The organism is Streptococcus sp. SG1, assembly GCF_030439935.1.
In the GTDB taxonomy this organism is placed as follows: domain Bacteria; phylum Bacillota; class Bacilli; order Lactobacillales; family Streptococcaceae; genus Streptococcus; species Streptococcus gordonii.
Window position 1 is genome coordinate 136,368 of sequence record NZ_JAQFJC010000001.1, and the last position, 24,093, is coordinate 160,460.

At 41.0% G+C, this 24,093-nt stretch carries 25 protein-coding genes; 1 reads left to right on the plus strand and 24 read right to left on the minus strand.

Annotated elements, in window-relative coordinates; all coding sequences use genetic code 11:
• Nucleotides 1-107: 107 nt before the first annotated feature.
• From PCY06_RS00675 to PCY06_RS00785, 23 genes are all read right to left on the minus strand, one after another.
• Nucleotides 108-1,535, minus strand: a complete 1,428-nt coding sequence (locus PCY06_RS00675) for an ATP-binding cassette domain-containing protein (RefSeq protein WP_082307171.1) — start codon at nt 1,533-1,535, stop codon at nt 108-110.
• Nucleotides 1,496-2,176, minus strand: coding sequence for an energy-coupling factor transporter transmembrane component T (locus PCY06_RS00680; RefSeq protein ID WP_061596116.1), 681 nt, complete (start codon nt 2,174-2,176; stop codon nt 1,496-1,498). Before PCY06_RS00680 ends, PCY06_RS00675 begins: the two co-directional genes overlap by 40 nt.
• Nucleotides 2,173-2,769 carry an MptD family putative ECF transporter S component gene (locus tag PCY06_RS00685; RefSeq protein ID WP_061596117.1) on the minus strand — a complete coding sequence of 199 codons (597 nt, stop codon included), beginning with the start codon at nt 2,767-2,769 and terminating at the stop codon, nt 2,173-2,175. Before PCY06_RS00685 ends, PCY06_RS00680 begins: the two co-directional genes overlap by 4 nt.
• On the minus strand, nt 2,766-4,436 hold the full coding sequence (locus PCY06_RS00690) for an amino acid ABC transporter ATP-binding/permease protein (protein ID WP_301385145.1): 1,671 nt from the start codon (nt 4,434-4,436) through the stop codon (nt 2,766-2,768). The genes PCY06_RS00685 and PCY06_RS00690 overlap by 4 nt, the downstream gene beginning before the upstream one ends.
• Complete coding sequence (locus PCY06_RS00695; protein WP_082307172.1) at nt 4,426-6,189, minus strand: ABC transporter ATP-binding protein/permease; 1,764 nt, start codon at nt 6,187-6,189, stop codon at nt 4,426-4,428. Before PCY06_RS00695 ends, PCY06_RS00690 begins: the two co-directional genes overlap by 11 nt.
• Nucleotides 6,190-6,310: 121 nt before the next feature.
• Nucleotides 6,311-7,003: a methionine ABC transporter permease gene (locus tag PCY06_RS00700; protein WP_008808468.1), complete on the minus strand. Its 693-nt coding sequence runs from the start codon at nt 7,001-7,003 to the stop codon at nt 6,311-6,313.
• Between the two features lies 1 nt (nt 7,004).
• Nucleotides 7,005-8,069, minus strand: a complete 1,065-nt coding sequence (locus tag PCY06_RS00705; RefSeq protein WP_082307173.1) for a methionine ABC transporter ATP-binding protein — start codon at nt 8,067-8,069, stop codon at nt 7,005-7,007.
• Entirely contained in the window at nt 8,062-9,435 is a 1,374-nt protein-coding gene (locus PCY06_RS00710) for a M20/M25/M40 family metallo-hydrolase (RefSeq protein WP_082307174.1), read from the minus strand. Before PCY06_RS00710 ends, PCY06_RS00705 begins: the two co-directional genes overlap by 8 nt.
• Nucleotides 9,436-9,557: 122 nt before the next feature.
• Nucleotides 9,558-10,421, minus strand: a complete 864-nt coding sequence (locus PCY06_RS00715) for a MetQ/NlpA family ABC transporter substrate-binding protein (protein WP_045772878.1) — start codon at nt 10,419-10,421, stop codon at nt 9,558-9,560.
• Between the two features lie 33 nt (nt 10,422-10,454).
• The gene (locus PCY06_RS00720) at nt 10,455-11,294 is read right to left on the minus strand and encodes an amino acid ABC transporter substrate-binding protein (protein ID WP_008808464.1); all 840 of its coding nucleotides are present in this window, start codon (nt 11,292-11,294) and stop codon (nt 10,455-10,457) included.
• Nucleotides 11,295-11,500: 206 nt separating this feature from the next.
• Nucleotides 11,501-12,634 carry an amidohydrolase gene (locus PCY06_RS00725; RefSeq protein ID WP_048778260.1) on the minus strand — a complete coding sequence of 378 codons (1,134 nt, stop codon included), beginning with the start codon at nt 12,632-12,634 and terminating at the stop codon, nt 11,501-11,503.
• Between the two features lie 110 nt (nt 12,635-12,744).
• Nucleotides 12,745-13,854, minus strand: a complete 1,110-nt coding sequence (locus tag PCY06_RS00730) for a DUF4352 domain-containing protein (protein ID WP_048778258.1) — start codon at nt 13,852-13,854, stop codon at nt 12,745-12,747.
• A gap of 122 nt (nt 13,855-13,976) precedes the next feature.
• Nucleotides 13,977-14,693, minus strand: coding sequence for a YebC/PmpR family DNA-binding transcriptional regulator (locus PCY06_RS00735; RefSeq protein ID WP_008808461.1), 717 nt, complete (start codon nt 14,691-14,693; stop codon nt 13,977-13,979).
• Nucleotides 14,694-14,922: 229 nt separating this feature from the next.
• Nucleotides 14,923-15,753, minus strand: a complete 831-nt coding sequence (locus tag PCY06_RS00740; protein ID WP_125399902.1) for a hypothetical protein — start codon at nt 15,751-15,753, stop codon at nt 14,923-14,925.
• Between the two features lie 70 nt (nt 15,754-15,823).
• Nucleotides 15,824-16,915: a nucleotidyltransferase gene (locus PCY06_RS00745; protein ID WP_125399900.1), complete on the minus strand. Its 1,092-nt coding sequence runs from the start codon at nt 16,913-16,915 to the stop codon at nt 15,824-15,826.
• A 1-nt stretch (nt 16,916) separates the two neighbouring features.
• The gene (locus PCY06_RS00750; protein WP_061584566.1) at nt 16,917-17,651 is read right to left on the minus strand and encodes a class I SAM-dependent methyltransferase; all 735 of its coding nucleotides are present in this window, start codon (nt 17,649-17,651) and stop codon (nt 16,917-16,919) included.
• A gap of 75 nt (nt 17,652-17,726) precedes the next feature.
• Nucleotides 17,727-18,092: a ribosome silencing factor gene (rsfS, locus tag PCY06_RS00755; protein WP_011999957.1), complete on the minus strand. Its 366-nt coding sequence runs from the start codon at nt 18,090-18,092 to the stop codon at nt 17,727-17,729.
• Between the two features lie 9 nt (nt 18,093-18,101).
• Nucleotides 18,102-18,704 (minus strand): bis(5'-nucleosyl)-tetraphosphatase (symmetrical) YqeK, encoded by a 603-nt coding sequence (gene yqeK / locus PCY06_RS00760; protein WP_061584567.1) that lies wholly within the window; start codon nt 18,702-18,704, stop codon nt 18,102-18,104.
• Nucleotides 18,701-19,333 carry a nicotinate-nucleotide adenylyltransferase gene (locus tag PCY06_RS00765; protein WP_002901026.1) on the minus strand — a complete coding sequence of 211 codons (633 nt, stop codon included), beginning with the start codon at nt 19,331-19,333 and terminating at the stop codon, nt 18,701-18,703. Before PCY06_RS00765 ends, yqeK begins: the two co-directional genes overlap by 4 nt.
• 28 nt (nt 19,334-19,361) lie before the next feature.
• Nucleotides 19,362-19,673, minus strand: a complete 312-nt coding sequence (gene yhbY / locus PCY06_RS00770) for a ribosome assembly RNA-binding protein YhbY (RefSeq protein ID WP_002896287.1) — start codon at nt 19,671-19,673, stop codon at nt 19,362-19,364.
• A 107-nt stretch (nt 19,674-19,780) separates the two neighbouring features.
• Nucleotides 19,781-20,887 carry a ribosome biogenesis GTPase YqeH gene (yqeH, locus tag PCY06_RS00775; protein WP_125399898.1) on the minus strand — a complete coding sequence of 369 codons (1,107 nt, stop codon included), beginning with the start codon at nt 20,885-20,887 and terminating at the stop codon, nt 19,781-19,783.
• A 2-nt stretch (nt 20,888-20,889) separates the two neighbouring features.
• On the minus strand, nt 20,890-21,417 hold the full coding sequence (locus PCY06_RS00780) for a YqeG family HAD IIIA-type phosphatase (protein WP_301385146.1): 528 nt from the start codon (nt 21,415-21,417) through the stop codon (nt 20,890-20,892).
• A 174-nt stretch (nt 21,418-21,591) separates the two neighbouring features.
• On the minus strand, nt 21,592-22,281 hold the full coding sequence (locus PCY06_RS00785) for a hypothetical protein (protein WP_301385147.1): 690 nt from the start codon (nt 22,279-22,281) through the stop codon (nt 21,592-21,594).
• A 194-nt stretch (nt 22,282-22,475) separates the two neighbouring features.
• Between PCY06_RS00785 and PCY06_RS00790 the strand changes: the two genes are divergently transcribed.
• On the plus strand, nt 22,476-23,102 hold the full coding sequence (locus PCY06_RS00790) for a TVP38/TMEM64 family protein (RefSeq protein ID WP_046165068.1): 627 nt from the start codon (nt 22,476-22,478) through the stop codon (nt 23,100-23,102).
• 59 nt (nt 23,103-23,161) lie between these two features.
• Here the strand turns inward: PCY06_RS00790 and PCY06_RS00795 are convergent, their stop codons facing one another.
• Entirely contained in the window at nt 23,162-24,073 is a 912-nt protein-coding gene (locus tag PCY06_RS00795; protein ID WP_082307179.1) for a DMT family transporter, read from the minus strand.
• Nucleotides 24,074-24,093: the final 20 nt, after the last annotated feature.

The window sequence follows — 24,093 nt, forward strand, 5'->3', positions numbered from 1 at the left end:
ATAGCAAAGCCAGAAGCTACATTACTGTTCTTCAATCATACCAAAAATAGGAGGGGAAATCTAGATAAACAACTGTAAAAGCTATAGTTTTTTTGTATAGCGAGTAATTAATTTAAGGTAAAAAAGTAATCAGCTGTTTTCTCAAGTAATTCTTCATCATGAGAAATGAGCAGAATAATTTTTCCCTGCTCTTTTAATGCCTTCAGTAAGTCAGCCACTTGTAACATTTGCTGGTAATCTAAACCTGAACTAGGTTCGTCAAAAATAAACACTCTTTTTTTAGTAAGGACTTGACTTGCTATGACTAGCCGTTGCATCTCTCCGCCTGATAGAGTCATTGGATGCCTATCTTCTAAACCTTTTAATCCTAAGTTTTCTAAGATATTTGATGCATCGGCAGCTTTTTTCAAACCCAAGGTCAACTCCTTTTGGACACTATCTGAAAAGAGCTGAAGAGCAACCTCTTGCAGAACAAAAGCAGTGTCTTTCAGACGTTCATGAGCTGACAAAGCATGTCTATTTAAATAAAAATCTGCATCTTCATCGTCTAATAAACCAGCCAGATAAAAAGCTAGAGTCGATTTACCTTTCCCATTAGGACCCACAAGGGCTGTAATCACTCCTGACTTGAAGTTAGCTTCTTCAAGAAAACTCAATTCCTGGTCCCCTGACTGTAAGCAAAGATTTTTTATGGTCAAATCCCCCGTCAGTGGTGAAGGAGCAATTTGCTTCTTTGCCTCAAGTTTAGAAATAGAGCTAGATAGATCCTGACTTCGAAGCCCTAAATCATGTCGTTCTGTTTCCGTTAAGCTATCAAACTCCTTTTTTGAATAATCTCTTTTAAGAGCACCTTGATCAAAATAAAGATAGCGGTCAGCCAAGTCCTTTAAATAATCCAAGCGATGCTCCGCTATAAGAATCGTTTTCCCTTCTTGTTTTAAGATAGAAAGATAACTAGCTACTTGCTCAATCCCTGACCTGTCCAAATTAGCTGTCGGTTCATCTAAAACCAAGATATCTGTATCCTGCATCAGGGCCGTTAAAAGGGCAATTCTCTGCTTTTCTCCACCTGATAAAGTAGAAAGATCACGTTCAAGATAGTCTTCTAAAGCAAAGTCAGCAGTTAATTTTTCTAATTTATTCAAAATTCCTGCTGCTGATTGACCATGATTTTCACCAGGCAAAACCAATTCATGCTTAACGTATTTATGAAAAAACTGACTAGAGGGATTCTGAAAAACTGAAGCAACTTGTTTAGAACATTCTTCAACCGTCTGTTTTCCTGCTAAGTGATTGGCTATTTCTAATTGACCTTCTAATTTTCCCTCATAGTAATCTGGAATTAAGCCATTGATTAATCTTAAGAAGGTTGATTTGCCACTCCCACTCTTGCCACATAAGACGACCAACTGGCCTGATGAGATTTGTAAATCTTCAACCAGCAAGCTACTAGCTCTGCTATTTTCATAAGTATAACGAAAACCGGTCGCAGTAATCAGCCTCTTATCATCCACAAGGTCATGATAAACATCCATGCACAGGTACTCCAATCTGCTAAATTAAAGGTTGATGAAAAAGTTTCTGTCGGTCTTTTTCCTAGTGCTATCCCTTTGGTAAGGCTAGCTATGGTCAACGCTTGAACCGTTCGCATGAGTGACATGAGTAGCGGTACCAGGAGATACTCAAAGTAGGTCACTGGACGAAAGATAAAATCCCTTTTTCTAAGGAAAATCCCTCGAAGACGTAAACTTCTATGAATCGTTTTCGCATCTGCTGGTATAGCTGGCAAAAATCGCATCATTACTCCTAAGGTTAAAAGAAAAGATTCCGGTAGATGCCATTTTCTGAGACCATGAACCAGGTCGTAGGCTGTCGCAGTTGTCAAAAGCAAACTCCCAGCCATAAAAGAAGGAAGCATAAAACGTCCAGCCGTGAGCAGAGTTACGAAATTTCGTATCAGTTGAAAAGAAAAGAAATCAGTTAGATAAGCATCTAGAGTCCAAAAAAGGACAAAGGCCAATAAACTATATAAGGCGATTTTACCTTTTCCAGCAAAGTATAAGAGCATCGCCAAGCCTGAAACAATCATCAGTTCAAGCCAGCCAGATACTCTAAAAAGAAAGGCCAGATTGGCAAATAAAACCAAAAGGACCTTGCTTCGTACATCTAATTTCATGAGACCATCCCTGACTTTATAAAGTGCTTCTTGACCAAATATTGACCAAATAGTCCTCCTATAATAGCGGCAATAACAACCATAATTACAAAACCAAGAACCACTTGTGGATTCACAGGAACCATAACCCGGTCAATATACTCTTGAGTTTTACCACGCGCTAGCAAGCTTTGAACATAAGTCTCCCGAGCCAGCCACATCATAATAATCGGGCCTGAATTGGCAAAGGAGAAAAGGACAAATGACGCTAAACTTAGCCATTTATTTTGATAATTTCCTTGTTTGGCTAACAAATCAGCTAGAAAGCCAAAAATAAAGCCTGGCAAGAAGGCCACAAAGAAATGGCCAGATAAGAAGAAAAATCCTCCCATCACGATTCCCAAGAGACTAATGGCTCCGAATTTTTTGATCTTGCTTTGTAGAAGCATGTAAACCGTCCCACCAAAGATTGCTGCTCCAGCTGGGGCATAGAACATATTCCCTGACCGGTCGAAAATCAGACCAACCAGGACGCCTAAACCGACGCATAGAAAATAGAGGGCTGCAAAAGCACCTGTCATCACAAGGTCTTTTACTTGTAGTCCTTTTCTCATCCTTTTATCCTCCTTACTTGAGAATGATTTAATTCATAAACCTCATCTGCAAAAGCAACCGTTGACAAGCGATGGGAGATGAGAAAGACCATGCCACGGCATTCTTCTTTGACAATAGATAGGAAGGTTGCTTCATTCAGTGAATCGAAATTGCTGGTGGGTTCATCAAAAATATAACAATCTGCCTCCTTGAGCAGGGCTCGCATCAGCTCCAAACGTTGGGCTTCACCAGCAGAAAAAGTTGTTTCTCCATCAATTACAGTATCTAGCCCCTCTGGCAAGCGCTCCAAACGTTCCTTGAGGCGACATTTAGCTGCCAAGGTCCAGATCGCCTCATCACTGATATCAGTTCGGCCCAAGACTAGATTTTCCCGAAGACTTTTATGGAAAAGCTGAGCAACTTGAGGAACATAGGCGAAGGAGGCTTGTAAATGCTGGCGATGGAAGGTTTGATGATCCTGTCCAGACAGCAAAACCTGTCCTGCCTTAGGATCATACCAACGCATGATAATTTTCATGAGAGTAGATTTTCCTGTTCCACTTCCACCTACAATACCAATTATTCTGCCTTTCTCAAATCGTGCTGACAAACCTTGAAAAAGTCCTTGCACTCGTCCTTCATAATCAAAGTTTAAATGATTAACATCAACTGATTCGATCCTGACATCAGTCTTCAAACCACTGCTATCTGCCTCTGGCTCATCCAAGAGCGAAAAGACCTGCCGACTGGCATTCATTGCTCTTTTAAAACCTAGAGGTAATCGCCCTAATTCCAGAAATGGAGCAAAAGAGCTTGTAAAAGCTACTAGAGCTAGGCCTGCTTGAGTCAGATCAATATCACCTTGATTAAGTTGGAAGAGAGACAAGATGGCAAATCCCATAACAGATAAGCCCACCACTAAAAAGGTTAGAGCTTGTTCAAAAAATTGCTTCTGAGCAACCTGCCTTTCTATGCTATTTAAACCTTGGCTTTTTTGTTCTAAACAAGCAAAACGTTTTGAAGTTTGTCCGAGCTGGGACAAATCATGTATTGCCTTCAGGCTCTCCAAGAAATAAGAAATGTATCTTGTCCGATCATTCGCTTGTTTTGATAAGAGTTTTTGTAAATGTCGAGCAAAATTTTGAGGCAAGACCACAGCTAAAAGCAGGTAAGTCAGCAAAGCCAAAAAACCGAGAGCTGGGGATATCCTAGAGAGAAAGACCCACATAATGAAAACAGAGATAATCCCTGTACAAACTGGTGCAACTGTATGGGCAAAAAAGACTTCAATTGCTTCAATATCCTCCCCGATCATTTTTAATAAGCTCCCACTATCTTGTCGGTCTAACTTAGCAGGTGCAAGACGTCGTAGTTTAGCAAAGACAAGCTTTCGCAGATCCGCTAGGGAATGAAAAGCCACATAATGACCAAAATAATGCTCTCCATAGCGGAAGAGTCCTCGACCAATGGCCAAAGCTAAAAGAAGAAACAGAAAACCTAGAGTCGGAGCTTGCCCTCCTACAGCCAAAAATCCTTGATTTACCAATAAAACAGGAATCGCGACTGAAACTGTAAAGCCTGAAACTGCAAAAATAACAGCTAATCCTAGAGCAGGTAATAGATGCTTCATGATCTGAAATAGCCTGAAAAGGAGTTGCTCGCTTGGATAAGTTCTTTTAGCTTCCATGAATTCTCTCCTCCAGTTCTCTTTGTCTATCCACTAAAGTTCTGTAGTCCTGATTTTCCCAGTAAAGCTGGGTCGGACTAGCCAAAACCGTTCCCTCTTTACTCATAAAAAGAACTTGGTCAGCCTCTGCTACGCGCTTCATTTTATGAGTAATCTCGATGACAAGGGCTTCTTTTGCAAGCGCATTTAGCTGCTCATAAAGAAGAGCTTCATTCTCCTTATCAACGCTAGAAGTAATTTCATCAAAGATATAGAGCGATTTTTGAGCAAAAATTGCCCGGGCACAAATCACTTGCTGTCTTTGACCTGGTGACAGCTGGTTGCCATCTTCACCAACAAGGGTATCTAGACCCTCAGGTAAATTTTCAATAAAAGATAAAAGCTTCTTCTCGGTCAGCCATTGCTGAATTTCCTCCCGACTCCAATCCCTTGCCAACTGCAAATTCTCTAAAATACTGGTATTCAAAAGAAAGCTGTTTGACGACACATACATTATCTCTTTATAGAGAGCAGATTGTGTCAAATTTTTAGAGGAGGTTTGTCCAAAGAATATCTGACCTTGCTCGGGTTGCAATTTTCCTAGTAGAATCTTGCCCAAAGTCGTCTTACCATGTCCACTTTCCCCAGCAATAGCAAATACTTGGCCTACTTCTACCTTAAAAGAGACCCTATCCAAAATCTTTTTGTCCCCATAGGAGAAGGACAAATCCTGCACACTCAAGTGCTGAAATGGTGCTAAATCTTGTTTTGTTTTTACTTTAGTCTCTTGGACTGAATCCAAAAAACTAAAAATCCGATCAGCCATCTTTGTATTCATCATGACCAAGTGCATACCGTAGCCTGCTTCTCGAATCGGTGTGAAAAATTCTGTCGCAATTAAGATAAAATAAATCATGCTAAACAAGGACAATTGTCCAGCAGACAGCCAGGAAAGGGCAAAAAAACCTGACAGATCGATTCCCAGATACATAACAGCATCCATATATCCCACTGATTGTAGTTGAAAACCTAGGAGTTCCATAGTGGCATCGCGAAATTCTTCGGCCTGTTCTGCAAACTCCTGCTCGTATTTCTCATCAGCCTGATAAGAATACAATGTATTCAGTCCCTTTAAATCATCCAGAAAAAGGTTGCCCACATCCATATAAGAGCCCCAATAGCGATTCATTATCCTACGCGATCGCTTCTGCATCAGGATGATAGACACAGGAATGAAAGGCAAGGATAATATAAAAATTAAACCACCCAAGGGAAAGAGCCAGAAGACTAAGATAAGAACGGTTAAACAGTTAAAATAGGTTCGTAGATTTAAGGGGAGATAATAAGAATAGTAGGTATCCAAGCTATCAATCCCCTGAGTAGCAACTGTCAGAACATCCGCTGCAGTACGACTATCCTGAAACTCACCGTCTTTAGCAACAAAAGCCTGAAAAAATTCTCTCTTTAGCTTGTTTCGTGCAAACTGGGAAGCCAAGCCTTGAAACTGTTTGGCAAATAGAGCAATTCCAAATCCTAAACCGTTTAAGGCTAGCAAATAAAGAAAAAGGGAATATAAGTCAACTTGTTTTCCTTCGTAAAACTCTGCCAATGCTTGAGCAATCAAAGCAAAACTCGTGATTCTCGTTAAAAATTGAATCCATGATAAAAAAGCAGCCAGATAAATCAAGCCCTTCTTTGGTTGAATTTGCTCTTTCAAGCGAGCTAACAGCTGTTTCTTCCTGCTTCTTGAGATCTTTTCCTCTTCTTGAGCCATAGCTTTCCCTTTCCGTAGGTTTTTTCTCCTTATTATAACATTCACAAAGTCGAATGTAAATTAAATTTTCAGAATATTTAATCAAAGAACAAGCTAGCCAAAATGGCTAGCAAATTAACTTCTATTTGTGACTTAATTTTTTAGTCAAAAAGTCTCCTGCAAACTGAATCGTAAAGATGATAGCTACAATGACAACCGTCGCAAGAATGGTAACGTCATTATTATACCGGTTAAAACCATAAGCAATCGCTACATTACCGATACCACCTGCACCGACTGCACCCGCCATAGCAGTTTCACCAATCAAAGAAATCAAAGTGACTGTCGTTACACGGATTAAATCTGGTAGACCTTCAATAAGATAGACACCAATAATATCCCATAAAGTTGCACCACTAGCCTGGGCTGCTTCAATCACTCCACCATCCAACTCAGATAAAACAACCTGAACTTGACGGGCAAAAAAGGCATAAACGGCAAATGAAAGTGGCACAATAGCAGCGTTTGGTCCAATTCCTGTCCCAACAATCAAGTGAGAAAAAGGTGATAGGACAGCCAACAAAATGATAAAAGGAATCGCACGGAAGACAGAAGTCACTTTATCCAAAATCCAGAAAGCCACCTTATTTTCCAGAACCCCACCTGGCTTGGTTAATACAAGAAAAAGTCCAGTTATCAAGCCAAAGAAACCACCAATCAAGAAAGAGATTACTGTCATATAAAGGGTCGTATAAATTGCTGTTCCCCAGCCTGCTTGACCAGTCCAGCCCATCCTATATACATTTGGCAAATAAGTTTCGATTAATTTCAGCATCTTATGCACCTCCCTTTAGAACAGTCAAACGAACGCCTGCTTCACTAATAGCCGTCTTAGCCGCAGTAAGATTTTCTGATTCGCCAGACAAGACAACTACCAAAGCACCAACAGGTGTATGGTCCAAAATTTCTATATTCCCATATAAGATATTGGCAGTAACTTGATATTTTTTGTAAATTTGATTCAACAAAGGCTCATCTGTTGCTGTACCCGCGTACTCCAACTGCACCAAGATACTATTCGGAGCCAGATTCTGCACAATTTCTTGCTTTTCGATTTTAACCATGGCTTCATTAATTCCTGTTGCTGTTGTAATGAAGTCTCTAGTCAAATCCTGATTAGGATTAGAGAAAATATCGAGAACAGACCCTTCTTCAATCAATTGTCCATCCTGCATTACTGCTACTCTGTTAGCAATATCCTTAATGATTTGCATCTCGTGAGTAATAAGCACAATCGTTAAACCTAATTTTTGGTTCAAGTCTTGCAAAAGAGCCAAGATTTGCTTGGTCGTCTTAGGATCTAGAGCTGATGTTGCTTCATCTGAAATCAAGATTTTTGGATCATTAGCTAAGGCACGAGCAATCGCTACACGCTGCTTTTGTCCACCTGACAGCTGTGAAGGATAGTTCTCAGCTCGATCTGCCAAGCCTACCAAATCTAGCAACTTCTTCACCTTCTCTTTTTTCTCTTCCTTAGACAGTCCTGAATGCTTCAAGGCGAAAGCAACATTTTCTTCAGCTGTCAACTGACTCATTAGATTGAAGTGTTGGAAGATCATCCCAATATCCTGACGCTTTTGTCGTAACTGAGTTGCAGAAAGTTGAACTCTTTTGTCCTTGAAAATGACATCATTGTCAACGGTAATAGTTCCTCCAGTCGGTACCTGTAAAAGGTTAATCACCCGAACCAGAGTAGATTTCCCAGCTCCAGAATAGCCAACAATTCCATAGATATCTCCTTGGTTAATGCGGATACTCACATCTTTTACAGCTTGGATTTGACGTTTCTTCTGTTGGAAGGTCACATCAATCCGATCTAATGTAATAATCTCTTTACTCATAGCTTGCAATCAACTCCTTTACTAATTCTATATGGGTGTAGTAATCGGCTAGGCGAACATTCTCATCTCCACCATGGTCCCGACTGTTAGCATGGCCCAAGCCAAAGGCCATCATTGGTGCCTTTAAAGCATCATAAACAGTAAACATAGGTCCAGTCCCGGCAGAAGTAGGCAGCACTGCTACTCCTTCGCTGTAATATTTCTTGGCCAACTCAATAACACTAAGAACAGACGGAGCACTCATGTCGCTTCTGTAGCTCATTTCTCCCAAAGTATAAATAAGCTCTACCTTAGGATAACCGTTCTTGATCAGTTGTTTTCGAATCTTATCAAGCACATCTTGTGGTTCTAAACCAGGTACAAGTCGCACCTCAAGCTTGGCCTTAGCTTCTGAAGGCAGGATCGTCTTGACTCCCTGACCTTGATAACCTGAGGATAATCCCTCAATATTGATAGCTGGTTCAAAAAAATAGCGTCGTAGGAACTTATGCCCTTCCTCCTCAAGCAGAGGCAATTCTAAACCATAAATTTGCTTTAGCTCTTCTGGGTTACGTCGTGCAAACTCCTCAACCAGGGCTAGTTCTCGTTCGTTTGGCTCGACAATTTGTTCATAGATGCCTTCTACCAAGATGCGACCGTCAGCTCCTCGCAAGCTAGCTAGCGCATTTAAAAGATACCAGCTACTTGAATCAATTACGCCACCAAAACTCGAATGTATATCTACATCAGCGCTTTTCACCTTGGCATCAAAGGTTACAATGCCCTTATTTCCGCCTGTGATTTCTAGCTGTCCTAGTGCATTCCGGCTCCCCTGTTCCCAGATGAGGAGATCAGCACCAGACAATTCTTCCTTGTGTTTTTCCAAATACCGATCCAAGTCAGTCGAAGCAGACTCTTCCGCTCCCTCTATGATAAAAGTAACATTTACAGGTAAATCCTTCTTACCTTCCCGATACTTCTGCAAGGCTGTCAGGCGAGCTACGATATGCCCCTTGTCATCATCAACTCCTCGACCATACATGACCCCATCTCGGACAGACAAGGTAAAAGGATCTTCTGTCCAAGGTTGATCACTATCTGCAGGTACTGTATCATAGTGATTGTAAAAAATAATACTTTTAGCTTTAGGATTTGAACTCTTAAAACGAGCAATGACAAAAGGAGCTCTGTAACTTGCATCAACAGTCACTTCTGCACCAGCCTCTTCAAAAACTTCTCTCAAATAATCTGCTACTTCTTTCAAGCCTATCTGCTGAGCAAAAATAGATTTTTTAGCAATCAACTCCCGTAAAACCTCAAAATAAGCCTGCGCGAGTTCATCCTCTTCAAATTTTTGTAACTGCTCTTTTTCACTGAAAAAAGCCATAATTCCTCCCATAAATAAGGCGATAAAACTCAGCTGGTCATCCCAACTGAGTTTTATTAAACACGTTCAGTCTTGCATGCTTGATAAATCCATTAAGACTTGTGCCTACTGTCTTTTACTTCTTACCAAACTGGCTCAAGCAAGCCATCTGAAGTTTTTTCTGTTAACTCTTTAACATCGTCAGAATGGTAGGCTGCAATCAACTTCTTAATTGCATCAGCCTTGTCAGATTTTTCCCAATCTTTCTTAGCTGCAATGATGTTGTACCATTGTTTAGAATTTTTATCTTTTGGTTCGATAAACAAAGCTTTTTTATAGTCTAATTTTGCTTCGTTTACAAAAGTGTTGTTTACAACAGCAGCGTCTACAGAAGTCAGTGAGCGAGCGGTTTGACTAGCATCCAATTCTGTAATTTTCAATTTCTTTGGATTTTCTTTAATGTTTGCAACTGTTGCAAGCTCGTTACCAGATTTGTCCAATTTAATTAAGCCAGCAGCTTGAAGCAAGTTCAATGCGCGGCTTTCGTTAGTCGCATCATTTGGTACAGCGATTTCTGCTCCGTCTGGAAGTTCGTTAACTTTTTTATACTTGTTTTTACCGTCTTTTGTACCTGAGTAGAGACGGATTGGTGCGATGTAAGTATCCGCAATCGCAACTAGATCCTGATTATTTTCCTTATTCCAGTTGTTAAGGTAGTAGTAGTGTTGGAAAGCATTGACATCAAGCTCACCATCTGCCACGGCCTTATTTACTTGTGGGTATTCTGTAAATTGAGTAAATTCAAGTTTCACATTTTCTTTTTCAAGTTTCTTTTGAATGAGATCCCAACGTTGTTGCTCATCGTTGTCAATGGTCATTGTACCAATTTTAATGGTTACTGTTTTATCTTTGCCATTTCCTGCTTCTTTATTAGAAGCTCCACAAGCTGCCAAACCAAGGACTGCAACCGCAACTGCAGCAGCTCCAAACCATTTTGCTAATTTCATATTCTTATCTCCTTATTGTTTAAGTCTTTTTAATTATTTAATATCTTTTGCCTCTGGAAGGTAACTGCCACCGAAGTATTTTTGAGAAAGTTCTTCAAGAGTACCATCTTCGTATAGCTTCTTAATACGTTTGTCTACAAAAGTTTTTAATTCTTCTTGTCCCTGAGCAAATAAAGGATAAACATATGGCTGTTGATCGCTAGGAAGTTCAATGACTTCTAAATTTTCCAAATTTTGCTCTTTGATAATGGTATCAACAGAAATACGTTCAAAAATCTTGTAATCTGCACGACCCTCATTCAGATTCACTAGGATTTGTTGAATCGTTCCGTCCGTGTAGTTAATTTTCGTCTCCTTTTTAGGATGCTCTTTGTTGTAATCTTCCAGCTGTTTCGCTGTAGAAGTTCCTTGTACCACTTCCGTAGATTTACCACCAATATCATCTAAAGATTTAATATCTGTTCCCTTACGAACTACTAAAACAGTTGGGTTTTTAGCATATGGGTTTCCATAAAGATATTTACCAGCACGTTCTTTTGAATAACTAATATTGTTGGCACCAATTTGGAAGCGATCGCTATCCAAACCAGCAAAGACAGAAGTCCATTTAGTTTTATTGAAATTGATTTCATACTTGTCTGATCCCTTAAAGACCTCTCTAAGCACTTCAATTTCATAACCTGTTAATTTTCCATCTTCATCATCATATGAGAAAGGTCGGGTTGTTCCAACGGTTGCAATTTCAACTGTTACCTTCTTCTCATCTGATTTACCTGATTCAGACTTGCTATTTGAAGCTGAGCAAGCAGCTAAGGTTCCGACTGCTGCAAAAGTAAGAGCAAGAAGGGCAGAATATTTAACTAATTTTTTCACAGATATTCTCCTATTCATTTATAAACTATGTCCTATAATAACAAATATCCCTAAGCTTGCCTAGTATATATTTTTTATCAAGGGTATAAATTTTATTTATTGCAGGCACACAATAAAGGCACAATAAAATCTCCTTGCCACTGTTCTATCTTAACAAAAGGAAGGAGATTTGCCTAGTTTCATTTTTTTATATAGGGATATAGTTGTTATTTATAGCATCTTAATAAGCAGAGGGCGCTTTCGACATAATATGGAACAGATACTTTAAAAGCTTCGTCATCAATAGTCATAGTGTCATGGTGGAGATCTGGTGCAGCATCTGCTCCATTTGAACCAATAAAGGCAAAAACTCCTGGAATCTTCTCCTGATAAAAAGCAAAGTCTTCTCCAGCTGTGGAAGGCCTGGCCTCCACCACCTCAGCAAATGTTTTAGAATTTTCAAATAAGAGTTCGGTCAAATCCGGATCATTATAAGTCACAGGTGGTGTTTGATCCCAAGTAATAGAAACTCGTGCACCAAAGTTTTCTGCTGTATTTTCAACAATTTTAATAAAGTCTTCTTTTAATTTTTTTTGAGAGTTTGGGCTAAAGGATCGAATGGTGCCTTCAAAAAAACCATTTTGGGGCAGAACATTCCAGGTAGTTCCTGCCTCGATATGGGTAATAGAAAGAACATTGGCTTCAAAAGGGGAGACCGTTCTGGCCACCAAAACTTGCAAGGCTTGGACCATACTAGTCAAGGTTATGACTGTATCAACACCCAGATCCGGCCGTGCAGCATGGCTACTAATCCCTTCCACTTCTACCTTGAATTTCTCTACTCCAGCCATCATAGCCCCTGGCTTTAAAGCTAACTGATTTGCTTTTAGCTGAGGCATATTGTGAAAACCAACAATAGCTTTCACATCATCTAAATAGCCTGTCTCTATAACTTCCAAAGCTCCGCAAGAAGTCTCTTCAGCAGGTTGAAAAATAAGACGGATTGTCCCTTGCAAATCTTCCTCCATAGCCTTGAGCAGTTCAGCTGCCCCTAAGAGACTTGTCTGATGAAAATCATGTCCACAGGCATGCATGACACCTGGATTTTGACTGGCATAAGGCAGATTAGTCTGTTCAAAAATGGGCAGTGCATCTATATCAGCTCTCAGGGCAATTATAGGCTGTCCGGAGCCGATTTCAGCAATTAGACCTGTTTTCAGATTAGAATCTAATATTCTAATCTCAAGGTCTTCCAGATATTTTTTTAAAAAATCCGTTGTTTGATATTCCTGACCAGACAGTTCTGGATGACGATGGAGATAATGGCGGGTTTGTATTAGTTTGTCATAAAATTTCTTCATAGCAGGCTCCTTTTCCTCTAACTTATCTATTCTCCAGTATAGCACAAAGCTTAAGGAAGAAACAAAAAAGAGAGACCTGATGGATGAATCAGGCTCTCTTCTTTTACTTTTTATGATATATCGCCTTCAAAAGCGACAACAATGGAATCATAAGTATAATCTGGTTCTACAACCCATTTCCCATCTGTCTTAACAAATGTCAACTGGTATTCAGATTCAGTTGTAAGAAGAGGATGAGAATCTAAACCAGCCGTCATCACGTCAGCATAATTCTTGTCAATTGCCTTATTAATTTCGGTCAGATTGGCATATTCTGAACGATGTTTTTCATAAAACGCTTTACGATGGTTTAAAATCGTTCTACTTAGACTGATCGTTTTTGGTCTAATCTTGATCACAACCGAATTTGGTAGGTACTGAGTTACCCTATAAGAAATCTCAGCCCTTTTGGCATTCATTTCTACATAAGAATCGATAAAAGCATTAACTTCGTCATCAGTAAATGGATAATCATGTAATTTACGCTTGAAATCCTCTGTAAACGCTGCCCTGAAGTCACTTTCATTTTGGGACAGGTCGCCTCCCAAAACAAAATCTTCCTTACCACCAGATGATTTAGCCTCATCCTTACTTTTAGCTTTTCCGCCCAAGAAAACAGTATTGAGATAGTCAAAAGCAAGTTTCTTACTTTCTGCCACCTGATTAGGATACTTAGCTGGATCAATAGTCAATTTAAATCCTTTGATTTTCTGTTTTGGGTTATAAATCTTTTTCTCATACTCAAGTTCATACTTACCGTTGGTTTCAACCTCAAAGACTAAATAACCAGAAAGAGATTTTCCTGCCGAGAGATTATCGAATTGTATTGTCTCAAAACCATGCTTATAATCACTGACTCTGCTTAACTTAACTTTTTCACCATTAGGATTATAGATATCAATATCAGAAGGAGAAATTCTAACTGTTTCATCTGATTTATTCTTAATTTCCAATTCCAAGGCTAAATATTTTGAATTTTCTTTTCCATCACTTGGCAGAATATACTGGCCGCCCTTTACTTTCATTTCTATCTCTTTGTTGCTAGCTGATAGGGCACCTGATTTCGCCTCTTTCTGCTCTGCTGGAGTGCCCCCACCCTTACTTTGGCCAGGAAGTAGATCACAAGCCATCAAGCTCAGTCCAGCTACAAGTATGGCTACATATTGAAAGATTTTTTTCATGCTTGTCTCCTTGAAATAATATGTTCTCCTTATTTTATCATAATCGCCTTAACTGGTAAACGTCATTTGGAGTTTTCGATTATAATAAAAAAACCTGCAGTTCCAACTGCAGGTCCAGTAGATTAAAAGCCTTCGACATTTGTGTAGACTTTTTGAACGTCTTCATCGTCTTCAAGGACATCTACTAATTTTTCAAAAGTTGCAAGATCATCACCAGAGAGTACCACTTCTGACTGAGGAATCATTTCTAACTCTGTCACTTGGAATTCTTCAATGCCAGACTCACGCAGAGCTACGATAGCCTTGTGAAGATCCGTTGGTGCAGTATAAACCGTAATTGTTCCTTCTTCTGCTTCAACATCATCTACATCGACATCTGCTTCCAAGAGCAATTCAAAGATACTATCTGCATCATCTCCCGCAAACACAACAACTCCTTTGTTGTCAAAAAGGTAAGAAACAGAACCACTTGCTCCCATGTTCCCACCGTTTTTACCAAAAGCAGCACGAACATTCGCCGCAGTGCGGTTCACATTTGAAGTCAAAGTATCCACGATTAACATTGAACCATTAGGCCCGAAACCTTCGTAACGACCTTCTGTAAAGGTTTCATCTGTATTTCCTTTTGCTTTATCGATAGCTTTATCGATAACGTGCTTCGGTACTTGTGCTTGCTTAGCTCGGTCGATAACAAATTTCAGAGCTGTATTTGTTTCTGGATCCGGATCACCTTTTTTCGCTGCTACATAGATTTCAACACCGAATTTAGCATATACTTTTGAGTTTGCGCCATCTTTGGCCGTTTTCTTTGCCACAATATTGGCCCATTTACGTCCCATTGGAGGTTCTCCTTTTAATAGTTTACATTTTAATCTTTCTTATTATAACACAGGAACAAGGAAAAATCACTAAGAAAAATAGTCTAATTTGCTCTCTTTTATATCTTTTCTTTCACAGAAAAGAAGATCATTACCTGTTAACCTTAAACTTAAAATTCCCCATTGACTTGCTCTTTCTGAACTTAGCCTTGGAAAACTGAAATAGAATAACAAAGCTCAACTCACCGGCTTATTGCTCTTTTTTCTCATCAGAGATAGTTGGAATATCTTCCTTTTTAACCAAGTTCCAGTCTGAGTAACTCGTTTCACTCTTGATAGCAAGTGTTCCTTGATCACCAGAGGTAGATATATTCATCTTAAATTCTTTGAGGAATTTGCTTTTTTTGTCAATCTTTACGGTCAATTCTTTTTTGAAGTTGGATTTAGGAAATTGAGAAAAGTTAAACCGAAACTCTTTCCCATATACTCCTAAAATATCCGCATCTTGAGTTTTCAAAGTAAAGACATAATCGTTATCTGTCTCTTCTAGTTTTAAGTCTTGTGCTAGTTCATTTAAGCCATTTAAGAGTTGGAAATAGTCTGGATAAACAATATACTTTCCTCCTTTTTCTTGGACCTCTTTATCCCATTCACCAGTTTTATTATAACGGGTATATAATGGAGTATTTTCACCACCCGGCATCAAGAGTTCTTTAAAATTCTCTTCTCCATTCTCCACAGTCTTAACTGTAATGCTTGCCATCTCTACTTCTTGCTTTTCGGTCTTATAGATAACTTGCGAAGTCATATTTTGTTCTTTTTGAATCTTTTTATCTGTTGTTCCCAGCAAGCCACCTATATTGGTTTTTTGACGAACACTGCTCATTTTTTCGTTGGCCGTCTGGATTTCTTCCAATAGACTATCTATGTCTTTTGTTTTACTAGAACTTTGACTAGTTTTTTTCTGAGCACTATTCTCTTGACCATTGGCCTGCTTATTATTGCTTGAGTTTGAGCAGGCACCTAGGCCAAGGGCAATGATAGCCAAGAGGGAAAGTAAGATTGATTTTTTCATTCTCATAAAAGAAGACTCCTTTTTCTATTTTTATATTCTTTGACTTCTATCTTTCTAATTTAGATAGAAGTTTTCTTTACAACAAAATCACCGGAACCCGTCCAAAGTTCTGTTCCTTAAGTGCAGGATTTCCTAGCTGATAGACCTTATCAGCCTGCTGGGTTAGACTATCCCAGGGCTCCTTGCCAATACGGCTGACCAATTCAACTTTTCCCTTAAGCTTGGACAAATGCTGGCGCCCCTGTTCTGAAAAACCTAAAATATGGATTCCAGACGGAAGTTCTTCTTGCCTAGCTCCAACTAGGATATAGGTCAGCAGACGACGGATTCGAGCCTTGGTATAGCGCTTGGTCGCCACCTGCTCAACTAGCTCTTCTATGGTCTCACTGCTTTTTAAGGCCTCTCTTATCCTAACGGCCAACTCCTGATTGACCTGATAAAAGCTTGTCAAATCCGGACAGGTCACTATCTGATAACGGAGATAAGGAAAGAGATCCGACCAGGTCACCTTGGGAGCCGTTTCAAGCAAGTGATGGGCTGGAGTGAATTTCTTGAGAAAGTCTGGCTGAGCCAGATTCTGACGAAGGGCAGTTGCGGAGGCAAATTCCTGATCAGCTGACAAGGAATGGTAGCCAGCCCCCTGACGTTGAATCGGACACAATTTTATCCCCTTTCCCGCCACAGCCTTAGCATAGGCCAAGCCCAAGATATGATTTGGAGTAGAGCCTGAGAAATTGAGCCCTGCAAACTCCTGCCACATAGCCTGAGTCTTCTGGGGATACGATAAGGAATCAGGCAAACCAGTCAGATAAGCCTCCATCTGCTCTGCCTTTTCACCATAGACCTTGGAAACACTCTCATAATCCAGCACTTCCTCGGTCCCAAAAGTCAGCTGTTCGATGCCCAGTCTCTCTAAGATGTCTACTGCCCCCTTAGCGAAAAAGTCCGCCGCCTGAACGCTGACCAAGAAAGGCAACTCAAGAACCAGATCCGCTCCAGCTTCTAAAGCCATCTGTGCCCGAGTCCACTTGTCCACGATAGCCGGCTCCCCTCGTTGAACAAAATTGCCGCTCATAGCGATAATTTTCAGACCAGAAGGCTGCTCCAGCAGATATTTGTGCCCATTATGAAAAGGATTAAACTCTGCAATAATACCGGTAACTGTCATCTCATTTCTCCGCCACAAAGAACCATCGAGCGCTCTTGTCAGTTGGCTCCTTGTCCTCAAAGTCCGCGTAGACATTGATATCCTTAAAACCAGCCTGCTCCAGCAAGATATCATAGGTCAGAATCTCATAGGTCCGCTCCTCATGCACCTCATCATGGCGCGTGAAACGCCCATCCTCATCTTGGACAAAGAAGGTCAACTCATGCACGATGGAATGAGGCGGTTCGTCCGCATAAGAATCCCAGACCATGGCAAAGGTTTCAGCATTTTCATGATAAGAATAGCCTGGAAAAACCTCATCAATCTGGTAAATAGAGTGGACATCAAAGATAAAGCGACCACCCTCATTTAGATGCTGGTAGACTTGAGTGAAAACCTGACCGACATCCACTTCGTCCTCCATATAGCAAATCGAGTCCGAATAACAAGTCACCAAATCAAACTGACCGACGCCACTCAAATCCAGCATATTGCCCTGTATGAAGGGAATGTCCAAACCGGCTTCTCTGCTACGCTTCTCTGCCAAATCCAGCATTTCCTGACTAAGGTCCAACCCCGTCACCTCGAACCCTGCCTGCTTAAAATAAATAGACTGAATGCCCGTACCACAGGCCAGCTCCAGCAGCTTTTTCTTATCCTTGGGAAAATGACGCAGGCTGAAATCCGTCCACTTCTCATACAATGAATCATCCATAATCGCATCGTAAACCGACGCGAAGGTTTCATAAGTTGCCATACTTTTCCTTTCAAAAATAGCCCAGCCAGCAGGCTGACTGAGCCGAATTCTGCTTTCTTGCCTAAAGGCAAAAAATCACTTATTTTTTTCTTCCAATAGGGCCGCAACATCCACACCAGTTGCTTCGTGCCACAACTTTTCCAAATTGTAATGCGTCCGCATTTCCTCAGAAAAGACATGGACGACGATGCCTCCTAAGTCTAAGAGTACCCAGCCACCAGCTGCGTCTCCCTCAACATGGCCAGCAGAAACACCTGCTTCAGCAGCTTTCTCACGGATATTTTCAGCGACCGCATCCAGCTGACGGCTGTTCATCGAGCTAACGATGACAAAGTAATCTGTCACAGTAGTCAGGCCTTGCAAGTCCAAAGCCACAATATCTTCTGCACGCTTCTCATCGGCCGCTTTCACGACCAGTTCTAATAATTCTTGTTCTTTCATAGTTCCTCTTTAATTTTCTTCTATTTCCTTTAAATAGCCTACAAAGGCATTGTAGGTTTCCAAGGTCTGCGGATAGATGGGTAACCCCTTATGAGCCAAATGCTCCACGGTCCTTGCTGTTTCATAGGCCACAGCTTGATTGAGCGATCGTTGAGCCAGCTCTCTAGCCTTGTCCACTCCCGGAAAGTCCCGGTTGTGCTCAATATAGTCGGCGACATAGACCACCTTGTCCAGCTCAGACATGGTGCCACTACCCACTGTATGAATCTCGATGGCTCGCAGAATCTCAGCATCTTCGATTCCTAAGTCTTCCTGAATCTTGTAAATTCCTACCATGCCATGCCAGACATTATTGCCCCAGTTTTTTAAGTCCGGATCCAGCCGGTATTTGTCAATCAAGGATAGAAAATCCTCGTCCGAGACCTTCTTAGCATAGTCGTGTAGGAGACCTGCCAGACCTGCTTTTTCGACATCAAGACCGAAGCGCTCCGCTAATTCACGGGCAGCCTTTTCCACACCTAGACAATGCCGCAGGCGCTTCTCGGGCATGACTGTTTCCATCTTAGCCAGCAAGGCATCACGACTCATACTGATATAGCTTTCATAGGTCATAGATAAAGCCCTTCTTTCTCAATATAGTCTAAGACTGGCTGAGGCAGCAGGAAATTAGGAGTCCGTCCCTGAGCCAGAAAATCCCGCACCATGCTGGAGGAAATGTCCATGAGGGGCACATCCACCCAGATAACAGGGTAAGAAGTCCCCGCCTTGTAGCGCGGTCGCTGAACACCAACAAACTGAACCAGTTCAACCAGCTCATCAATCCGGTACCACTTGGGCAGATAATCCACCATATCTGCACCGATGATAAAGTAATAGTCTGTATCTGGGTGCTGCTCTGTCAAGAGCTTCATGGTGTCATAGGTATAGGAAATCCCCTTGCGCTCCAGCTCAATAGTTTCAATCCCTAAGCCTTCAATGCCCTCAATAGCCAGCTCCAGCATTTTCAGCCGATGCTTTTCATCAATGGTCTCTTTCTTATCCACATGGGGTGGCTCGTACTCTGGCATGAGCAGGACCTGATCCAAGCCTAACTGTTGTCGGACCTGATCCGCCACGACCAAATGAGCATTGTGGACAGGGTTGAAATTCCCACCTAAAATACCAATCTGCTTGCGTTTTTTATCTTTAACTTCTGGTTCTAATTCCACCTTGGTAAAGGGGGTAAGTAATTCAATAGCCATAGGATGACATCTCCACAGAAATTTTTCCTTAAATTTGTTTTACTTTAACAGAGAGTTTGCGATTTTCCTTCTTGCTGGACTGCTTGTAGAGAATCAAGATCCGGCCAATCTTCTGCACTGTATCCACTCCGATTTCTTCTTCCAGAATCTCAGCGACCTCGTGGATATTCTCATCTGTATTCTGCAAAAGTGTAACCTTAATCAGTTCTCGAGCATCCAGTGCTTGACGGACGCTGGTTTTGATTTGGTCATTGAGTCCATTTTTCCCAATCTGAATGATAGGTTTGAGACTATGTGCCTGACTGTTGAGAAAGGCACGTTGTTTTGATGTTAGTGTCATGTTCTTCTATAAGGCTTGATACAGTTGGGACCTGCTTTTCCCCACTGTTCATAGCCTTTTCCTTCCTTATCTTAAGGGGATTTATTCACCCTTGGTTTTTTAAATAATTAAATGATGGCTTTCCGAGTGACAACCGCCACACCTTCTGGTGCCCATCCGGCTACTCGGGCAGGACCACTGACGCGAATCCAGCCCAAACCTGAGAAGACGATATCTGTCTTGTCCTTAATGGTAAATTCATGCTTGACCAAGGTTGGAAATTCTTCCTTTTCCTTGCCAACTGGTGGCACCAAGAGACTACCGACATGTTTTTCATAAAATTCGCTTGCACCTTGCAACTTGGTCCGGTGGAGCTTAAGCTCATTATCAAAATAAGCTGTGAAGCCTTGCTTGTCTCCTGCCACAAAATCAAAACGGCCTAAACCACCCAAAAAGAGGGTTTGCTCAGGATTGAGCTGGTAGGTTTTGGGTTTGATTTCCTTTTTGGGACTGACGTATTTGAGATTCTTAGCAGAAAGATAGTGAGCCATCTGGTGACGATGGATGATACCCGGTGTATCATAGATATGACTGCCATCTGCCAAAGGAATCTCGATTTTATCCAGAGTCGTACCTGGGAAGCGAGAAGTCGTAATAATATCCTTGTCGCCTGTGATTTCCTGAATAATGGCGTTAATCAAAGTGGATTTGCCCACATTGGTCACGCCGACCACATAAACATCACGCCCCTTACGGCAGTGCTCAATTTTGTCAATCAAGTCCTTGATTGCCTGCTTGTTCTGAGCAGAGGTCAGGACCACATCGACTGGACGCAGACCTTCTTCGTGAGCCCGCTCCGTCAGCCATTGGGTCACCTTGCCATCCTTGACCGACTTGGGCAGAATGTCCTTTTTATTCCCAACCAAGAGAACATCATTTCCTGCGACAAAACGTGGCAGTCCAGGAATGACCGAACCATTAAAATCAAAAATATCAACAACATTTACGACCAAAGCATCGCTATCTCCAACTTCATGCAGAAGCCGTAGAAAGTCATCATCCGTCAGCTGGACATCGCTGATTTCATTATAATGGCGCAGGCGGAAACAACGCTGGCAATAGAGTTCGCCTGTCTCCAAGCCTTTTTCTAGAGCTGACTGAGGCGTGTAGCCTAGCTTGCCCTTATCTTCTGTCTGAATAGTGGCTCCGCAGCCGATACAGAGAAGTTCTTCCATGCTTAAATTCCTTTTTTGTATTGAATTGGACCGTATTTTTCATTGATTTTCTTGAGAACACGGCGTTCACGCGCCCGATTGATCTGAGTCTTGATAGAGTCGTGCTCGACCAGTGGTTTGACCAAAATCGAACGAATCCCAGCCCGATGAGCCGCCCGAATATCCGTCATGAGCTGATCGCCCACCATGACCACTTCCTTTTTTTCAAAATGAAAAAGCTTGAGCACTCGGTCAATACCCCAAGTGAAGGGTTTCATGGCCCAGTAGACATAGTCAATTTCAAACTTTTCAACAGCCCGCTTGACCCGTTTTTGGTTATTATTGGACACTACGATAATTCGAATACCCGCGTCCCGCAAATCATGGAGCCACTTCTTCATCTCTGGGGTTCCGTCAGGATTATTCCAAGCAATCAGGGTGTTATCCAAATCCACCAAAACCGCTTTGATCCCCTGTTTTTTCAAACTCTCTACTGTCAAATCGTAAACTGCCTCAACCGCAAAGTCCGGCATATAATCTTCAATCGCCACATCTCTCTCCAAAAATTCGTATTCTCATTATTATAGCATAAAATGGGCTTTTTGGCACTCATGGTCCTCTTTCTTCTAGAGTGGCTAGGTGATGTTCACTTTTCGATTTTCCAAGCAAATGAAAACAGCTCCCCAAACAGGAAGCTTTATTTTAAAATGGGACAAAGATCATGCTCATAAGCCAGACCAGTATCTATCTTTTTCTTTTCGTAACTTTAATTCATAAAAGCTTTGAAGTTTATAAATAATACCAGTAGCACCCTCTGTTTCATCTTTTTTAATGTGAAGCACCTTAGAAAATTTCTGAAAATCCTTCTCCTCATCACCCGGGGCAATGCGAATATCAACAGATTGCCATTCACCATTTTTCTCTTCATAGCCTACTAAAGCAACTAGAAATGCTTTCCCTATCGTCTGCTCACCAGCTAAAGAGTTTGCGATATCTGCAAACAGAGCGTCATAATAGGTAGGATTAGATAGAGCAAATACTAAAATATCATCTCTCTTTAGCTTCCCATCGACACTATCTAAGGGGATTTCATCTACATGCTCCAATATCGGTAGAACAGTTTCATGCCTTAGTAAAGCGACCATCAAAGAATCGTTGTATGGTGAATCTGGATTCATAATTTTATCATAACTGTAGGCATACTCGGCAGCTATACAAAGAATGAACATTAAAAATGGAATACAGATAAGAACTAAAATTAGTTTTTTTCTTCTGACTAAGGAGTTAAAAAAAATATAAATAGGAAGAATTGATAGAACTAGCAAAATTACAAAAAAAACGCCAAATACTTTCTCGACATTACTGAAAGCAATCTCCCACAGTTTTTGATGATATAAATTTAAATATTCTTCCACTAGAGCCCCTCCTGACATACTGAAATTTCAACCTAGATATATGTAATCTTTCCAATTTTTGCACAATTATAGATTATTGTCAATTGCTTATATAATTTTATCATCTTTTAGAATTTTGGACCCTCACAGCCCAAAGCTTACAAAAAACGTAAAACATGCTATAGTAGAATTAGTTTATTTCATTGGAGGAGAGTATGTCAGAGAGAAATCGACAATTACAGGCTGTGTCCCCTTTTTTACAAAAAGTTATTAACTGGTCTTCTATTATTGGGGCAGTTGGGACTATCGCCTTTTGTATCTGGGCTTATCAAGCCGGAGTTTTACAATCAAAAGAAACACTCTCTGCTTTCATCCAACAAGCAGGCATATGGGGACCCCCACTCTTTATTTTTTTACAAATTCTGCAAACTGTAGTCCCAATTATTCCTGGAGCTTTAACCTCAGTTGCTGGTGTCTTTATCTATGGGCATATCGTAGGAACGATCTATAACTACATCGGTATTGTCATTGGTTGCGCCATCATCTTCTACCTAGTTCGAATCTATGGCCCAGCCTTTGTTCAATCTGTTGTCAGCAAGCGAACTTACGATAAATACATCGGCTGGCTTGATGAAGGCAATCGTTTTGATCGATTTTTCATCTTTATGATGATTTGGCCAATCAGCCCCGCAGACTTTCTTTGTATGCTAGCTGCTCTGACCAAGATGACTTTCAAGCGCTATATGATTATTATCATTCTGTGCAAACCCTTTACGCTTGTAGTCTATACCTATGGTCTGACATATATTATTGATCTCTTCTGGCAAATGGTCCCCAAATAAACAAAGCAAAATCAGCAAACTAAAAGACCGAGGCAAATGTCTCCGTCTTTTTTGTATCTTTATAAGATTCCTTTTTTCCTTTGAATAAATAAATCTTTCAAGGAAATCAACATCACGGCAGCTAGGATCATAGCCATTCCCAGAAAATCCAAGGCATAAAAATGTTCTTGCATAATTAGAAAGGCAAAGAAAACAGCAGAAATTGGCTCAATTGAAGCCAGTAAGCTTGATTTTACCGGCCCTACCAAACTCGTCCCTTTCAAGAAGACGGTGTAGGCAAAAATCGTTCCAATCACGATAATACCGAGCAGGGCAAAGAGAATATCCAGGCGAAACTGCCATTGATGCTGAATGAGACCACTAAAAGGAAATAACAAAATCCCCGCCATAATCATGCCAATTCCAATGACCAACATACTGCCCCATTTCTTAATCAAATCAATGGGCAAAAGGATATAGAGCGAATAAGTAAAGGCCGAAAAGAGACCGATAAGTAAGCCTTTTGGGGTCATAGAAAGCTGATTGAGCTGACCATGAGTGGCAATCAAGAATGTCCCTCCAATCGCTAAAAATATGGAGCATACTTCAGAAACTGTTGGGGCGACCTTGTCTTTGATACAGGTGTAGGCTAAAATCCCCACAGGACATAAATATTGTAGTACGGTTGCTGTTCCTGCATTTGTCTCATGAATAGCCTCCAAATAGGCATATTGATTAAGAAAAAGACCAAATAAGGCAAAAACAAAGATCATGATAAGTGATTGCTTGTCCTTCCAAATCTGACCAAATGACTTGGGATCAGCAAAATAAGCCATCCCCATCAGAGCAAGACCTGCCACTAATAAGCGAAAATTGGTCAAACTCAGAGCCGAAAATCCGTGCACCATCAAATATTGGCCACTCGTTCCAGACAGCCCCCAAGCTGTCCCAGCCACTAGTGTATAAATGGTCCCTCTTACTGTCTTAGACATCCTAAATCTCTCTCCTATTA